This is a genomic window from Vibrio glycogenivorans (assembly GCF_051660965.1).
Classification (GTDB): Bacteria; Pseudomonadota; Gammaproteobacteria; order Enterobacterales; family Vibrionaceae; genus Vibrio.
This window is the reverse complement of record NZ_JBPVIS010000001.1, coordinates 116,149-131,602: the sequence shown is the minus strand read 5'-3', so window position 1 is coordinate 131,602 and position 15,454 is coordinate 116,149. Positions and strand designations below refer to the sequence as shown.

The 15,454-nt window shown below is 46.4% G+C and carries 13 protein-coding genes; 3 read left to right on the top strand and 10 right to left on the bottom strand.

What is annotated here, in order from left to right; genetic code table 11:
* Nucleotides 1-46: 46 nt before the first annotated feature.
* Nucleotides 47-1,237: an amino acid aminotransferase gene (locus ACSTTG_RS00590; protein WP_438460049.1), complete on the bottom strand. Its 1,191-nt coding sequence runs from the start codon at nucleotides 1,235-1,237 to the stop codon at nucleotides 47-49.
* A 422-nt stretch (nucleotides 1,238-1,659) separates the two neighbouring features.
* On the opposite strand from ACSTTG_RS00590, the gene ACSTTG_RS00585 reads away from it, so the two are divergent.
* Nucleotides 1,660-2,763, top strand: a complete 1,104-nt coding sequence (locus ACSTTG_RS00585) for a diguanylate cyclase domain-containing protein (protein WP_438473499.1) — start codon at nucleotides 1,660-1,662, stop codon at nucleotides 2,761-2,763.
* Nucleotides 2,764-2,835: 72 nt separating this feature from the next.
* Here the strand turns inward: ACSTTG_RS00585 and ACSTTG_RS00580 are convergent, their stop codons facing one another.
* The 3 genes from ACSTTG_RS00580 to ACSTTG_RS00570 form a co-directional block, all read right to left on the bottom strand.
* Nucleotides 2,836-4,104 carry an O-acetylhomoserine aminocarboxypropyltransferase/cysteine synthase family protein gene (locus tag ACSTTG_RS00580; protein ID WP_438473498.1) on the bottom strand — a complete coding sequence of 423 codons (1,269 nt, stop codon included), beginning with the start codon at nucleotides 4,102-4,104 and terminating at the stop codon, nucleotides 2,836-2,838.
* A gap of 163 nt (nucleotides 4,105-4,267) precedes the next feature.
* Nucleotides 4,268-6,550: a bifunctional metallophosphatase/5'-nucleotidase gene (locus ACSTTG_RS00575; RefSeq protein WP_438473497.1), complete on the bottom strand. Its 2,283-nt coding sequence runs from the start codon at nucleotides 6,548-6,550 to the stop codon at nucleotides 4,268-4,270.
* A 399-nt stretch (nucleotides 6,551-6,949) separates the two neighbouring features.
* Complete coding sequence (locus tag ACSTTG_RS00570; RefSeq protein WP_438473496.1) at nucleotides 6,950-8,062, bottom strand: YibE/F family protein; 1,113 nt, start codon at nucleotides 8,060-8,062, stop codon at nucleotides 6,950-6,952.
* A 513-nt stretch (nucleotides 8,063-8,575) separates the two neighbouring features.
* On the opposite strand from ACSTTG_RS00570, the gene ACSTTG_RS00565 reads away from it, so the two are divergent.
* Nucleotides 8,576-8,857 (top strand): hypothetical protein, encoded by a 282-nt coding sequence (locus ACSTTG_RS00565; RefSeq protein ID WP_438460054.1) that lies wholly within the window; start codon nucleotides 8,576-8,578, stop codon nucleotides 8,855-8,857.
* Between the two features lie 11 nt (nucleotides 8,858-8,868).
* On the top strand, nucleotides 8,869-9,756 hold the full coding sequence (locus ACSTTG_RS00560) for a hypothetical protein (RefSeq protein WP_438473495.1): 888 nt from the start codon (nucleotides 8,869-8,871) through the stop codon (nucleotides 9,754-9,756).
* Between the two features lie 63 nt (nucleotides 9,757-9,819).
* Here the strand turns inward: ACSTTG_RS00560 and ACSTTG_RS00555 are convergent, their stop codons facing one another.
* The 6 genes from ACSTTG_RS00555 to ACSTTG_RS00530 all read right to left on the bottom strand — a co-directional run bounded on the left by ACSTTG_RS00555 (nucleotide 9,820) and on the right by ACSTTG_RS00530 (nucleotide 15,351).
* Nucleotides 9,820-11,178, bottom strand: coding sequence for a DEAD/DEAH box helicase (locus ACSTTG_RS00555; RefSeq protein ID WP_438473494.1), 1,359 nt, complete (start codon nucleotides 11,176-11,178; stop codon nucleotides 9,820-9,822).
* Nucleotides 11,179-11,345: 167 nt separating this feature from the next.
* Entirely contained in the window at nucleotides 11,346-12,452 is a 1,107-nt protein-coding gene (locus tag ACSTTG_RS00550) for a phosphoribosylaminoimidazolesuccinocarboxamide synthase (protein ID WP_438473493.1), read from the bottom strand.
* A 244-nt stretch (nucleotides 12,453-12,696) separates the two neighbouring features.
* The gene (locus ACSTTG_RS00545; RefSeq protein WP_438473492.1) at nucleotides 12,697-13,101 is read right to left on the bottom strand and encodes a hypothetical protein; all 405 of its coding nucleotides are present in this window, start codon (nucleotides 13,099-13,101) and stop codon (nucleotides 12,697-12,699) included.
* A gap of 280 nt (nucleotides 13,102-13,381) precedes the next feature.
* A complete protein-coding gene (locus ACSTTG_RS00540) occupies nucleotides 13,382-13,567 on the bottom strand; it encodes a hypothetical protein (RefSeq protein ID WP_438473491.1) in 186 nt (61 codons plus the stop codon).
* A 282-nt stretch (nucleotides 13,568-13,849) separates the two neighbouring features.
* Nucleotides 13,850-14,536 (bottom strand): DUF2786 domain-containing protein, encoded by a 687-nt coding sequence (locus ACSTTG_RS00535; RefSeq protein WP_438460060.1) that lies wholly within the window; start codon nucleotides 14,534-14,536, stop codon nucleotides 13,850-13,852.
* 137 nt (nucleotides 14,537-14,673) lie between these two features.
* Nucleotides 14,674-15,351: a DUF3334 family protein gene (locus tag ACSTTG_RS00530; protein WP_438460061.1), complete on the bottom strand. Its 678-nt coding sequence runs from the start codon at nucleotides 15,349-15,351 to the stop codon at nucleotides 14,674-14,676.
* Nucleotides 15,352-15,454: the final 103 nt, after the last annotated feature.

The window sequence follows — 15,454 nt, the reverse complement described above, 5'->3', positions numbered from 1 at the left end:
GTTGACCTGAAGGATTAATTTCGTGCTACAAACTTATGTATAAGACTTATAAAACCGCAGCTATACCTTTACACAGTGGTCCCATATTTGCTTTGGTCATCCCTGCTACGCTGATGCGCCCAGAGCCGACGATGTAGATAGCAAACTCTTGCTTAAGACGATTCACTTGCTCTTTACTCAGGCCTGAGAACGAGAACATGCCGTTTTGACGCTCGATAAAGCTAAAGTCATTGTCAACGCCCTCGGCTTTCAGAGTGGCAACAAACAGCTCGCGCATTTGCTGGATACGATCGCGCATCTCAGCCACTTCTTGTTCCCACTCGGCACGCAGATCCGCATCGTTGAGGATGTAGGTTACGACGGCACTGCCGTGCGCTGGTGGGTTAGAGTAGATAGAGCGAATAATCGCTTTGACTTGTGAGAACGCGGTGGTGGCGACGTCAGTTGATTTTGCCACCAATGTAAATGCGCCTACACGCTCATTGTACAAACCAAAGTTTTTCGAGAATGAGCTAGCAACAAGGATCTCATCGCAATGCTTAGCAAAGATACGTAGACCTGCTGCATCCTCTTCAACGCCTTTAGCAAAGCCCTGATATGCAAAATCAAACAGAGGTAGAAGCTTCTTCTCTGCGACCAATTTTGCCAAGGTTTCCCACTCTTCAGCCGTTGGATCAATACCGGTTGGGTTGTGGCAGCAGCCGTGCAGCAGCACGATATCGCCCTCGTTAGCATGGCTAAGGTCAGCGACCATGCCAGCAAAATCTTTATCTTTGGTTTCTGGGTTGTAGTAGCTGTACTGGATGGTTTCAATGCCCGCTGCGGTGAACACACCGTTGTGGTTCGCCCAAGTTGGGTTGCTGATCCAGATCTTTACATCGCCCAGTTGGCGTTTGATGAATTCACCTGCCACACGCAGTGCGCCAGTGCCACCAGGGGCTTGAGCGGTTTTTGCGCGCAGGTTGGTTACGATTTCAGAGTCGGCGCCAAACAGCAGCTTTTGCACTGCAAGGCCGTATTCCGCGGTGCCTTCAATAGTGAGGTACGATTTGGTCTTTTCTGTTTCCAGTAGTGCTGCTTCGGCTTTTTTAACCGTAGTCAGTACCGGAGTCTGACCGTCTTCGTTCTTATAGATACCGACGCCAAGGTTAATTTTCTCAGCGCGTTGGTCGTTTTTGAACTCTTCGGTTAGACCAAGGATAGGGTCTGCCGGAGCTGCGATTACTTTTTCAAACATCAGTCTCGTCCTTGTAAAGAAGATAGGTTGCTTTTTTTATACCTTTTACGTGGCGAATAAACAACATAATCCGTCGCTAAACTGTCATTTTTAATCACTTTGCATAGATAGATATTGAGGTCCGTCCAATCTGATTTGAATACCTGATAAAAATTGGGCCGATAATGCCTTAATCCTTCTAATCCTTGATGTTGTGCTCAGTTAACAAATTTGTCATCGCAAGTTGGTGCTGCATCACTAAAGCTTATGAATTTTATGACAATCCTGATTAAAACCTGATATCTCTAGTAACAAAAGGGAAGCACGGTTTTCTAAACGATTACCATCGCTGTCCCCGTACTTTGCTATGGACATAACCGCCAAAAAGAATTCCTCCCGATTTGGGTAATGGCACTTCATCCTCAGTTGCAAAGGAGCCCTTAATGACAGACAAAATATGGAATGGCCATTCGCATGGCTTTGTCGCCGATAAGCTGTCTGAAGTGGTCAAGGACAGGCAGCGCCGCCAGGAATTGATGGTTAGGGTATTGGCGATTTTTGGCATTGCTTTCTTACCGGTATTCTCGATCAAGTCCTTTTGGGTTGACCGAGACGATATGGGCTTGGTTTTGGCGGGATTTAGTGCGCTCGGTATAGTGACGCTGTACTTGCTCAGTCGCAGGCGACAGTTAGGGCTCATTGGTTTGACAATGATCATCTACTCACTGTCCATCTATTTGATTGTGTCAGGTGGGCACGCCAATACCGGGGCAATGTGGGTATACCCCCTTACAGCGATTGCTGTCTTCGTTAATCGCTTTCATCTTGGCGTTGTGATTAACGCTGCATTTTTATCTTCTGTGATCATTATTCTCTATCACGATCTGGTGATGACAGAATACTCAGACGTGTTTAAGCTGCGCTTTGTGTTGGCCTTGATGGCGCAAAGCGGTATGTGCCATATCTTGATATTTTTCCAACAGCGGGTTGATGACTATATCTTGCGCATGCATGAGGAGGACATTCATAAACTGGCCTATTTTGATTCTCTCACTCAATTGGCTAATCGAGCGGCGTTTTGTTCTGTATTGTGCCGAGCCAAACAGCGAAAAAGTAAAGTTCGTGGTGCACTGATCTATATCGATCTCGATAACTTCAAACAGATCAACGACGATTATGGGCATGATAGTGGGGATCGTTTGTTAGTCGAGTTCTCTGCTGCGCTTCGTCAACTGGTCTCGGATACGCTTACTGTGCAACCCGGTCCGTATAATATTGCCCGACTGGGCGGGGATGAGTTTGCCATTTATATTGATGATCTTAATACCAAGGGTGAGGTATATCAGCTTAGCGACAAGATTGTCGAGCTGTTTACTCGGTCTCGACTGTCGATACTTGAACAAAAACAACATAATGTCAGTGCCAGTGTTGGGGTGGTATTTATTCCGGTCAATCACACGGACTTGGAGTTGAGTCTCAAGCAGGCCGATCAGGCTATGTATCAAGCCAAGAGTGCGGGCAAGGGCGCAGTGAGAATTGCGTGTTGATAAAGGTAGGGGAGCGTAAACGGGGCTAACGACATCGCCAGCCCCGGGGTAGCTTAAGCATTAGCATTAGCATTAAGCGTTAAGCGCTTGCTCTAGGTCAGCGATAATATCGTCGATATGCTCAATGCCGACCGAAAGACGGATCATCTCAGGGTAGACGCCGGCTTGGTTTTGCTCAGCCTCACTCAACTGGCGGTGCGTGGTTGACGCAGGGTGACACGCAAGTGACTTAGCATCCCCTATGTTGACTAGGCGTTTAAAGATCTGCAGTGCATCGTAGAAACGCACTCCAGCCTCGTAGCCATCTTTAAGACCAAACGACAAAATTGCCGAGGGCTTGCCGCCCATGTATTTTTCAGCCAAAGGGAAGTGATCAGAGCTAGAAAGACCCGCGTAGCTCACCCAGCTGACTTTTTCATGTTGCTCAAGGTACTGAGCTACCTTAAGCGCGTTCTCTGTGTGGCGCTCCATACGTAGCGACAGCGTTTCAAGACCTTGCAACAGCATAAAGGCATTCATCGGTGAAAGGGCGGAACCCGTGTTGCGCAAAGGCACTGTGCGGGCACGGCCGATAAACGCCGCTGGGCCAAATGCCTCGGTGTACACTACGCCATGGTAGGACGGCTCTGGCTCGTTAAGAACTGGAAAGCGTGCTTTGTGCTCAGCCCAAGGGAACTTGCCTGAGTCGATGATCATCCCGCCAAGGCTGGTGCCGTGGCCGCCGACGTATTTGGTTAATGAGTGCACCACAATGTCAGCGCCAAACTCGATAGGCTTACACAGAGCAGGGGTGGCCACCGTGTTATCGACGATCACTGGCACGCCTTGCGCGTGGGCGAGCTCTGCCACACGTTCAAGGTCAATAATATTGCCCGCAGGGTTACCAATACTTTCGCAGTACACCGCTTTGGTGTTTTCATCGATCAGCTCAGCTAGGCTCTCTGGCTTGTCGTCTTTAGCAAAGCGCACCTCAATGCCTTGGTTAGGCAACATATGGGCAAACAGGGTGTAGGTACCACCGTACAGTTGCGGTGTTGAAACGATGTTGTCACCTGCTTTAGCGATGGTCTGAATTGCATAATTGATGGCCGCGCTACCCGCGCTGACCGCCAGGCCGGCAATTCCGCCTTCCAACGCCGCCATGCGCTTCTCCAACACATCATTGGTTGGGTTCATGATGCGTGTGTAAATATTTCCAGGCACCTCTAGATTGAACAGGTCTGCGCCGTGCTGGGCATTATCAAATTCGTAGGCCACGGTTTGATAGATAGGCGTAGCAACCGATTTTGTCGTTGGGTCGGTCTCATAGCCAAAGTGGATGGAAAGCGTTTCGTCTTTCATGGGTCTTCCTTGAGCGTTGATTTAAAACTGACTCAACATGATGCCGATAAATTGTGCAAAGTGCTGGGGTTGAGGTCACAGATAAGTGCCAAGAGGAAGGGGAGAAAAAAGAAAGCCCCGCGAGTGCGGGGCTTTGAGTATAAGCGATGATAGAGTTCAGCGATTAGTTAGGTTGGTTTGCGTAGATACAACCTTGGTATAGCGCGTCACCAGTTTCACCTGCAGTAAATGCTGGGTTTACAAACCAAGTTGAATCTTCGCCGATGTTCACTGATTTGTGGATTGATGAGCGAGCACCTGCTTCAGCGCGTAGGATACAAATTTCTTTGTCCTGAAGACGACGCCATAGCTCAGCACCTTCTTCGCTTTCGCGAGTATCAATCATGCTGCCTTGGTTGCTGATGTTGCCTTCGCTATCAACTTCACCGTACTGTTTAATGTACCAGTTGCTGTAGTCGAACTCAGAGCGGTCTAGCGTACCGTGTGCTTCAACGTACTCAGTTAGCATGTCACGTACTGCGTATACTGGCTCGTTCGTTGACTGCCATAGGTTGTCTTCTTCAGAAATCCAACCTTTCGCTAGCATGGTTGTGCCGTAGCGGTAGTCGTTAACTGCTAGCACGTACTCAGCTTCTAGGTCAAAGTCAGTACCTGCAAGTTCAGTGATAGTAATGCGCTCACCTTCCGTGATACGGTTACCTTCAGAGTCTTCTACACGACCTTGCTTGCTTAGGTCAACAACGTACTTGATGCTGCCACCAAAGATGTCGTAGTTGAATGCAGGCATATCAGGGTTGAAAGAAACCGTGATGTCACCAGGAGTGTACTCGTTGAAGTAGCTGTAAGACCACTCCATGTAATCAAGTAGTTGTTTACCCTTGATCTTAACCGCAACTAGCTCGTTGTCGTACATGTATAGGTTAGCACTGTCTTTCTTCTTGTACTCTTGACCGTCGAATAGGTTAGAGCCATCAGAGAAGATTGCAGCAGCCGATACATCAACCTTGATTGGGTTGTCGTTTGCATCTGTGCCTTTTTCTTCGATGTTCATGATTTGAATATCGTTGATTAGAGCACTTAGAGGCATATCAACTAGTTTAGCTGCGTGGATCGTGGTGTAAAGACGCAGGCCATCAGTGTTCAGTACTTGCTCTTCTTTAGTCGCTTCATCCGCACCACCGTTAAAGGTGTTAGTGAAGTTACCGTCTACTGTACCGATCAGTGTGTTAGCATCTTCAACAGAAGCATCGTGAACGTGCTGCATTTCGTTTTGTAGTGCTGCATCTTCATGAACTTCGTCCACTTTCAAGTTAGAAAGCGTCGTATCAACGATGTACCACTCACCTTTGCTGTCTTTTTCAAGCTCAATCTCAGCTTTAGCAAGTGCCCAGCCCCAGTTACCCGGTTCAATCACTTTTACTTTAGTGTGGCGGTTCTTAGTGTTGTAAAGACCTGAAAGTGCTTTGTCTTCAAACTCAGCTTCGCCTTCAACTGAGATTTCAAGCATCTCTGCAGTGTAATCTGAGTCTTTCTCAACTTGTTCGATAAAGCGTGCGTGTTCGTGACCCATGAAGATTACGTCAAACTTGTCAGCAAGCTTAGAAGCAATCTTGTGTACGCCGTCACCGTTCTCTTTACGGCCGTAGTGAAGAGCACCAATCACAACGTCTGGGTTGTGAGTCTCGATTGCTAGGTTAACTGCCGCTTCTACTGATTCGAACTCGTCTTTGAAGTCTAGGTTACGGAAGTTGTCAGGTGATGCTGCCTGCCAAATTTTAACCCATGAAGGTGTAAGACCAACAACCGCAACTTTAGCGCCGTTGAAGTCATAAATTTGGAAAGGAGGAAGGAAAGGTACTTCTTCTTTGTCTAGAGGTACTTTACAACCTGTTGCGTTCTCATCCCAGATAATGTTTGAAGAGATGATTGCGCCTTCGAAGCCCTCAAGGCTGCGGAATAGGAACTCACGCTCAAAATCGAACTCGTGGTTACCTGGAACCCAAAGGTCGTAGTTCATGAAGTTCATGGTTTCTACAACAGGGTGTAGTGGTTCGTTGTTGAATAGTTCAGCTGAGTTACCTTGAACAGTATCACCAAGGTCAATCATCAGCATGTTGTCAGCTTTAGCACGCTCTTCTTTCAACAATGTAGCGATTTTAGTGAAGCCTGCGTTCACATCTTCACCGTCTAGCGCGTAGTCGTATGCAAAGATACGGCCGTGCATATCACCGGTTGCGCCGATGGTAATGGTTTGAGTGCGTAGATCAGGGTTATCTGCTAGGACGATCACTTCGTCAGTTTTTTTGTAAGTAATACACTCATTAATCGGTGCAGTACTTGCAGGTGGACGTGGTGTGTCCGTTACTTTGTCATCGCTGCTGCTGTTACAACCAGCAACTACTAGCGCTGCTGCAATCAGCGAAAGTGGTTTTGAAAATTTGTACATTGTTTTAGCGTCTGCTTTGTGGAAAGTCGCTGCGCAATATACTCAAGAATTTCTTTTGGAAAACCTTTAATTCGATCAATCTGTAACAAAATGTGTAATTTGTAAGGGCTGAAACATTTATCGATTGCGCAATCGTTTACATGTGTTTTTTTCGTGTTGTGCTTTACATGGATGTAACCAGCTAAACGGTTGCGTAATCGTCAAAATGAGGACTTTTTGTGACGTATATCACTATGTAATGTATTTCACATGAGGAATTACACAATAGGTGTGATGTGGTGCGTGTCACATTTTGATTTATTAAATTGCTTGAGTTATCTATCTTGATGTGAGTTGGAAATGAAAAAGCCCACCAAAACTGGTGGGCTTTACAGAAACTGATAGGCTAATAAAAAGGAGTTAGCGACGGTAGATATAGCTAGCTATAGCGACAGAAAATGGCACAGTGAGGATCAGACCTATGCTACCGGCTAGGGCATGGATCATTGCGAGAGAGATCGCAGGGATATTCATAAACTGCATACTTGGCATCTGAAATCCCCAAACCATCATGATAGTGGTGAGACTACTACCTACAAAAGCTAAAACTAACGTATTGGTCATTGTTCCCAAGATATCACGACCAATCCGGATTGTAGCCCATAGACGTTCGCGCTCACTTTGATCTGGATTTGCTTCTCTTAGCTCGTGATACGACGAGACCATGGAAATAGCAACATCCATCACTGCGCCCAATGCCGAGATCATGATCGCAACGAAAAGTAGCCAGCGTATGTGGATTTGAGCCCCGCCACCCAGGTAGAGTAAGTCTTCCCCTTTGTCTAGATATAGACCATTCAGCTGAGCCATCTCACCGAAGAACTGTGCGGATATACCAGCAGCAACTACACCAGCAAGTGTCCCCAACATGGCAGCGAGTGATTTTCGATTCCAGCCCACACAGAGCAGAAAGTTAACGATAATCTTGATCGACATTAGGCCAAGTGTGACCAGCACAGGGTTGAGCCCGGCAAAAATGGCGGGGATCAATACTCCAATTAGCAAGGCGCCAGTGAAATACAGTGACACAACAGAGTTAAAGCCTTGGAAGCCGGCGAGTCCGATGATAAGGGCAATAATTATCCCTAGCATCCAATATACCGCATCGGCCCGATCGTGATTAAACGGCCAGTATATCGTGCCACTAGCGCGCTCACGCAATAGGAGGATGAACTGATCTCCCGCTGTGACATGCACATTGTGTAGGCGGCTGAGGCTATTCTCGACTTCTACCTGTTCACCCGCCTGTTCTCCCTCAAGAATGGTTACTCTCAACCGCTGACGACCCGTCACCACACTCGGGACCATAGGATCGGCATAAGTGTCCTCAACAAGCACCTCTTCGACAACGGCTTTGACAAAGGTTTGTGGGTTATAAGTTGCTGGTCTGAAGCTATCACTAACAATTGGCGACAGATAAAGAATTAGCGTTGCAATGGCAATAATTGCACATGGAAAAAGGTATCGATTCAATCTCATGGTCGAAAAATGTGGCTAGGAACTCGGGGGGCACATGATAACGATCACGAATAATAGTGCAATACCTAACCGATTATTCATCGTTGCATGTTTGTTGCATTGTTTGTGTGATCTCAGATGTATTGCACTGTTCATTTATTGGGCATTAGGAAGATAAGTGAAGGGGGCGAGGAGCTTGGGGCTAAACACAGCAGCGATATGCTCATTATTGCCAGATAACCAGTGGATGCTGACTACAAAAAACCTTTGTCGGCTCATTCCTTATGTTTTGGGTGGGTGTTTGGATAATTGAAGCAATATCACAATTTAGATTAATTACCCTGTAACGAAGGTGATGCTAGCGATTCGTTCTTTGTCATATTCGTGCTTCATGCAATTGATGATAAAAGTAAATTATTACTGTGAGTTAGACTTTGTTATCTCGATGTTTTTATTGAATATTGTTGCTTATACCAGCTAGCGTACGCATTGCGTAAACCGCACTAATAAATGAAATAAGGAAATGGAATGAAGCGCAATGCAGTAGGCATACTGGTCGTGCTCCTTGCAGGTTGTGGTAGTGATTCTGACGGTGGTCAATCTACTGTCAATGAGATCTCCCAAGATGAGTTTAAACAAGACTCGGAGATGGTCATTGATGAGAGTACTGGGCAGGCTCATAAACAGATGGCGGTAGAAGAGCAATCTGAAATCACAATTCGCTTGGACAAAGACCAAGTGTTTTCTCTAGAAAGTGGCGATGAGTATGCAGAAAAACTCGTTGTTCAAGGCAATCTAACCATCAAATAAACGGATTTATAATGAAGAAAAAAATAATCAGCTTGGCTATCGTGTCGATGTTCAGTTCGGTGGCTATAGCGAGCAATGCAGTGTTGAATGTCGAAGGTGTGATACAGATTAACGGTAATACAGTAATTGGCAGTGACGGTAAAGTGACAGCAGCAGCGCTACCAGGAGCAACTTCTACGATAGTCGATCTGAGTGATTACCAACCCAAACCTGGCGTCTATACCTATCAGTATATTCGAGATGAATTTTGGGAGTGGGATGATGATGAGGGGGATTTGATTCATTATCAAACCGTTTGCACAGAAGTGGATAATATTATTAGTGCTTATTCTGTTGAATACTCGTCGGAGTGTAAAGTTGGAGAAGAAATTACCTCAGGTTACTTCCAAACTTGGACAGACAATCAAGATGGAACAGAGACCTGGTCGTGGGAAAATACCTTAAATTCAGAATGGCCAAAGGAGACCTGGACTCAAAAAGTAGCGTTTCTCGTTGAGCCACAAAGTCAGGTGGCACTGGGTGGAACAACAGCGTATGTTCAGCAACAAGAGGTCACTGAGAGTAGTGAAGATTGGCACCGTCCCGGTGAGGTCTGGACGTATGCACGCAGTCAAACAGTAACGAACTTGATGAGTGAGTTTTCTTATGCTGGGGCGACATATTCAGATTGTATTGTCTCTTCTGTATTGAGAGGACAAAGTGAGACCAGTACCTTACGTGCTTATTGCGCAGGCATAGGGATGGTAATGGACTTTAACTCAAACGGGAATTACCACTTAGTGAGCTATGAATCGGCCAGTTCAAAACGGACTTCCAGTAAGGATACAGATGCAAACTATCTTCATCTCGCGGATAAAAATCGTGAGATTTTGGTGAGACGAAGCAAAATCATTCGATAAGATAGCAGAGTGACATATAGAACTAATTAAGGCCAGAGTACTCTGGCCTTTTTCATATCAGGTTTACGATGAAGCTGAAGCGTCCTGCTTAGCTTTTTTCTTGCGCACATTCTTATGGCGTTGATTTTTCCCTACAGGCTTATTACCACGGCGCTTGCTTGATGAACGCTGGCCATCCGCATGTTCACCCTTACTCGGTATTTTCTCGCCAGCAGTCTTTGGTTTTCTAGGTTTCTTCGGCTTTTTAGCCTTGATAGGGCGAGTATCAAGCTTGCTTTCCGGCACGGCGTTGACCGCTTTGTACTCAGGGTGCTCTTTTCTTGGTAGCAGCTTCTGGATTAGACGCTCGATAGCAAACAACTCAGCGCTATCATCATTACACACCAGTGATACCGCCTCGCCAACTGCGCCAGCGCGGCCGGTACGGCCGATACGATGCACGTAGTCTGCTGCGACGTGTGGCAGGTCGTAATTGACAACAAAGGGTAGGTGGGAAATATCGATACCACGTGCGGCGATATCGGTCGCCACCAAGGTTTGGATGTCGCCGTTTTTGAAGCCTTCTAACGCTCTAGTTCGCGCGCCTTGGCTTTTGTTGCCATGGATTGCTGCTGAGGTGATGCCTTGTTTTTCCAGGTGGAAGCTCAGGCGGTTTGCGCCATGCTTGGTTTTAGTAAATACCAGTACCTGCTTCCAGTTGTTCTCTTTGATAAGGCTGACGAGCAGTGGCGCTTTCTTGCGTTTATCTGTGGTGTAGATGGACTGAGTCACGGTCTCTGCGGTGGTATTGCGCGGGGTGACCGAGATTTCAACTGGATCGTTGACTAGGCCTTTGGCCAAATCACGGATCTCATCAGAGAAGGTGGCAGAAAATAGCAGGTTTTGACGGTTTTTCGGCAGCAGAGCCAAAATCTTCTTAATATCGCGAATAAAGCCCATATCCAACATACGATCGGCTTCGTCGAGGACTAATACCTCAAGCTGATCGAACTTAACCGCATTTTGCTGATGTAGGTCCATCAAGCGTCCTGGTGTGGCTACCAATACATCCACCCCTTTACGCATTGCCATCATTTGAGGGTTGATTTTTACACCACCAAAGACAACGGTTGAGCTGAGATTGGTGTAGCGACTGTACTTATCAGCATTATCCTGTACCTGGGCCGCCAACTCTCGGGTGGGGGTGAGCACAAGTGCTCGCACCTGATTACTGCGCACTCGCGGTCCGCTAGCAAGCCTTTCTAGGATTGGCAAAACAAAGCCCGCTGTTTTGCCTGTGCCGGTTTGCGCAGCAGCCATCACATCCTTACCTTCGATAACAGCGGGAATGGCTTGAGCCTGAATTGGCGATGGCTCAGTGTAGCCTTGCTCATCGACTGCTTTGAGTAAGGGGGCGGATAATCCGAGAGAAGAAAAGCTCATATAAGGTGCTCTTAATAGGATAGGGCAGAGTCATTAAGCATACTCTACGATAATAAAGGCTGCGTATTGTGAAGACAGTCGACTGATTATGCAAATCTAACTGATGAATTTAGAAAGAAAAATAGCCAGCGCTATGGCTGGCTATTGGATAGGGCTTGTATAAACGCTTACTGAGCAATCAAACCGTACTCTTTATCAAGTACGTCAATGATTTCTTGCTTAGGGTTAGCACTTAGCACGATAGGCTGTCCGGTAATCTTCTCGGCGATGCCAGTGTAAGTCTCAGAGATCGCCATCAAGGCATCAACTGGCAACTCATTATCGCGCGCCAGTGCTTCACGCTCAGGCATGCGCTCTTTATTCAGCAGAATATCTGGGTCCGGGAAGTGGTTAAGCAAGAACTGACGGAAGCCTTCTTTTGAATTCTCAACGATATTGCCCTTGTGGTACTCCTTGGTATCCCAGATGCGTGATGAATCAGGCGTGCCAACTTCGTCCATATAAATCAGTTTCTCAACACCCTGAGAATCAGTCACATAACCAAACTCAAACTTGGTATCAACGAAGGTCTGCTCGACTTTCTCAAGTGCATCGCTGATCACGCCAAAGCCCTCTTTAAGCAGCTTTTCATACAGCGCGATGTCGTCCGCTTTAGAGAAGTTGAAAGCGGCAAAATTGTCGACGATATTGTCGCGCGTGATATTGACATCATCTGCTTCTGGTACGCCAGGGATGCCTTTTAGGATACCCTTAGTTGAAGGGGTCATTAGCAGTTCAGGCAGCTTCTTATCTTTTTCTAGACCTTCTGGCAGTTCGATACCACAGAATTCTCGTTCACCTTTAGCGTATGAACGCCACATTGAACCTGTGATGTATTGGCGACAAATCGCCTCGATCATCACAGGCTTGGCTTTTTGCACAATCCATACAAATGGGTGAGGGATATCAAGGATGTGGCTATCTGCTAGACCATTGTCTTTAAACAGTTTAAACCAGTGATTTGAGATCGCGTTCAGCGCTGCGCCCTTACCAGGAACACCCTTTAGGCCACCTTCTGCATGCCAGATGCAATCGAAGGCTGAGATACGATCGCTGATCACCATGATCGCCAGTGGCGCGTCTTCTGCAACGTCATAGCCTTTTTCCTTAATTAGGCGACGGCTGTCGGCTTCTGTTAGCCAGTAAACAGAACGCACCTTGCCACTGTGGACCGGTTTATCAGTGCGAATTGGAAGATCATCATTAACGGCTAGAACTTGATCAGCAAGGCTCATCTAAGGCATTCCTATCGTGATTTATTTCGCTCAAGCGAAATAAGATGGTTAATCTGATACCCCAAACTCTTGATTGGGATAGTTACAACGTGGGAATAATACCAGAACCAAAATGATGTTCCAGAGAAAAAGCAAACGTTTGCCTTTTTCTCAACTGATCTTTTCCTCAACCAGCCTTTTCCTCACCAATAATATTGTTGTCTGACTCTTTTAGCAGAGAAAAAGTGAGTCAATTATCACTGCATTAGTGCACAGTTTCACCCGTTATGGAGTAGCCATTCATGTCACTAAGAAACACCAACTGACAATTAGCATCTTGAGCTAGACGGATCAGGCAGTTTTTTTCCACTTGGCTAAAGTGCCCTGAGCAGACAATAGCACTGGCATTACCAGATTGGAGTGCGCGTGTAACGACTTCGAGCTCTGAATAGCGACACGAGTTCTTTAGCTGCATGACTTTATCGACATCCACGGCATGATGAAGGCACTCGCCATAGGTCGGGCGAGGGCATTGTGCGGTAAAAAATATCCACTGGTTAGATTGAGAGGCTGGAGACAGTCGAGCAAAAACAGGCTCAGGGATGTCACGTAGCGATTGGCGAGGTTCAGCGGTGTTTGAGTGATGCTGTGGTGCTTCCAAGTGATACATAATACTGTCTCCATATACATGCTGTATGTGTATACAGTAGTACTGTTTGCATAAGAGATCAACCCCTTATATCAATGCAGTTTCAAGATTCAGTTTCTATTCGACATTACTGCGGTGCCTTCCTCGCGCTCGGTAACCCAAAATACTGACGCTGAAACGAAAAAACGCCCGAAAACCGGACGTTTATAGTTCGTTTTATCAAGCGCAGGACTCGATTCTTGCAAACGAGCCAAAAGGGCGCAAATAGAAACCAAGCCAGCTTCGCTGCGAGTTTGTTCTTCTAGCTGGCTTTTTTTAGCATGCGCTCGCGGTAGGCTTGTTCGCCTTGGTTGAAGAGTTGTACATCTAGGCGAGCCAGATCCATGCACTCCTCACAAGAGTGATGATATTTACCATCTAGGTAATTGAGCTGCTTTAATCGGCGACGTTGTTTACACCAATCACAGGTGCCATAAGTCGTGGACATAAATGTCTCCTTTTGGGGTTGAGCTGGGTGGCTTACATAGAGCCACTCTTAGTTGGTTCGAGTATGGCACTAACACAAGTGAGTTTAGCGACAACTATGTGAACAAGATGTTAAATTTAAAATATTTGAAGTCAGTATAGATTAATCAGCGACTTAACAAGGTAGATATCAACTTTATGTGCACGTTTGTGCATAATTAAGACGCAGTTGCATATCTGGATTGGGTACGGCTAATAGCGCCTGTCGAAAGGGGCACACTAAGGTGTGCCTGTACACAAGCGGCTATTTTTCAAGCATCTTAGGTGCTTGGGCACCATTGATTGGGCGGTTAACCGAGACTGTACGGCCTTTTTTTAGCCCTTTCTCGTAGTCAGCAGTGATATTTTTCATCGCTTCCTTGAGCTGCTTTTTGAAGGTCTCACGGTCAATATTTTGAAACTCTTTATCGATGTAGTCATTGATTTTGTTGGCTGACTCTTCATCAGGGGTGATCACTGGGAGCTTTTCAAGCGCCCCCTCGACCCAGCCGGAGACGAAGCTATTCACGCGACGAGTCACTTCTTGGCTTGAGGTGCCGCTGCCTGAGAAACCATTACGAAACTGCCCAGTCTGCTCGTTCATCTCTCGGTAGATGATATCAAACGCAAAGGCTGCGAAAATCGCGCGGTCGGCCTCGCCAATAAACTCAACTTTTTTAAGGCCTTTGTGGTTGAGCAGCACCGCCTCAACACCAAACTTGGTATTGATCCCGCGAATGATGCGCAGCAGCGTCGAGCTGACGTTAGCAGGCAGCAAGTGAGAAGATAAGGTCTTACCCAGCTTGATAAACTCGATATCATCCTTGTCCAGACCATACTTCAACATCAAACGGTGAGCCATTTTGATCGCATTGGCTGCTTCATTGACGTTAGCAGAATTGCCAAGCTCTAAACACTTTGCAATTTTCTTTAGGGCTTTTTGTTTACTCATGGAGACTTTACGACAGACAAAAATGAAAGCCGCTAGTCTACCTTTTTTTGTCATTAAACGGAAATATTGCCAGCAAAAACCTCAACTGCATTGGTAGTTGCTTGGCAGATATTTCGAATAAGCTTCTGATAATTAGCTTATATTCCAAGCTCATCTAGAAGGTCAGCAGATTCTTCACGCACGTTGGACGCTACAGGCATTTCAACGGATTCACTCTGCGCTTGCTCGATGATAGCGTCAGGGCAGATCTCGTCGTCGGCCTCAAACTCTTCCATCTGGATAAATTCGGTTTTATCCATTGCCAACTCAAGATAGAAGATGTTGTTCTCTTCAGTAGAGAAGGTCACTCGACGAACTTGCGGGCGGTCGAGGTTAGTGTCGACAGAGAGAATGACTTGCTTATTGATGGCCAACATTTTTGGTTGGTTTTGGGTGATATTGGTGCGCAGTTCATTACGAATTTTAACCGTAAAATCACCCACCAGTTGGTTCATCAACTCACCAAGCACGTCGCCGACATCGTCTGAGGTATGCAGTACCGCGAGATCATCTGCTGGCATACCCATGTTGATCATATATTTGCGGTAAAGTTCGAGTGCCGCTTGAGAGGTAAAGTTGATCACGACTAAGCCGGAAAAACCACCATCAAATAGGACAAAACAGCCCAGATCGGGTTTAAGTGCCGTTTTATGGATTTTTTGTACCATTGCGGAATAAGAAACATCGGATGATGTGGCAGAGGTAAAGACTTGAGAGACTGATTGGCAGAGTTTGAGGAGGATGTCTTCAGTAGTTATAACTTTGTTTTTTCGCATTTTTCCGCTCATGTTCTACGGCAATGATTGCCGCTTTTATCCATTTTTCGTCGAGTTGACGTACATATTAATGAGAAGATGCATTTTGGCATCGTAATAGTGT

What these genes read in the sequence shown, in the direction of transcription:
- ACSTTG_RS00590 (WP_438460049.1), bottom strand. Translation starts at nt 1,237, where the DNA reads ATGTTTGAAAAAGTAATCGCAGCTCCGGCAGACCCTATCCTTGGTCTA.
- ACSTTG_RS00585 (WP_438473499.1), top strand. Translation starts at nt 1,660, where the DNA reads ATGACAGACAAAATATGGAATGGCCATTCGCATGGCTTTGTCGCCGAT.
- ACSTTG_RS00580 (WP_438473498.1), bottom strand. Translation starts at nt 4,104, where the DNA reads ATGAAAGACGAAACGCTTTCCATCCACTTTGGCTATGAGACCGACCCA.
- ACSTTG_RS00575 (WP_438473497.1), bottom strand. Translation starts at nt 6,550, where the DNA reads ATGTACAAATTTTCAAAACCACTTTCGCTGATTGCAGCAGCGCTAGTA.
- ACSTTG_RS00565 (WP_438460054.1), top strand. Translation starts at nt 8,576, where the DNA reads ATGAAGCGCAATGCAGTAGGCATACTGGTCGTGCTCCTTGCAGGTTGT.
- ACSTTG_RS00560 (WP_438473495.1), top strand. Translation starts at nt 8,869, where the DNA reads ATGAAGAAAAAAATAATCAGCTTGGCTATCGTGTCGATGTTCAGTTCG.
- ACSTTG_RS00555 (WP_438473494.1), bottom strand. Translation starts at nt 11,178, where the DNA reads ATGAGCTTTTCTTCTCTCGGATTATCCGCCCCCTTACTCAAAGCAGTC.
- ACSTTG_RS00550 (WP_438473493.1), bottom strand. Translation starts at nt 12,452, where the DNA reads ATGAGCCTTGCTGATCAAGTTCTAGCCGTTAATGATGATCTTCCAATT.
- ACSTTG_RS00545 (WP_438473492.1), bottom strand. Translation starts at nt 13,101, where the DNA reads ATGTATCACTTGGAAGCACCACAGCATCACTCAAACACCGCTGAACCT.
- ACSTTG_RS00540 (WP_438473491.1), bottom strand. Translation starts at nt 13,567, where the DNA reads ATGTCCACGACTTATGGCACCTGTGATTGGTGTAAACAACGTCGCCGA.
- ACSTTG_RS00535 (WP_438460060.1), bottom strand. Translation starts at nt 14,536, where the DNA reads ATGAGTAAACAAAAAGCCCTAAAGAAAATTGCAAAGTGTTTAGAGCTT.
- ACSTTG_RS00530 (WP_438460061.1), bottom strand. Translation starts at nt 15,351, where the DNA reads ATGCGAAAAAACAAAGTTATAACTACTGAAGACATCCTCCTCAAACTC.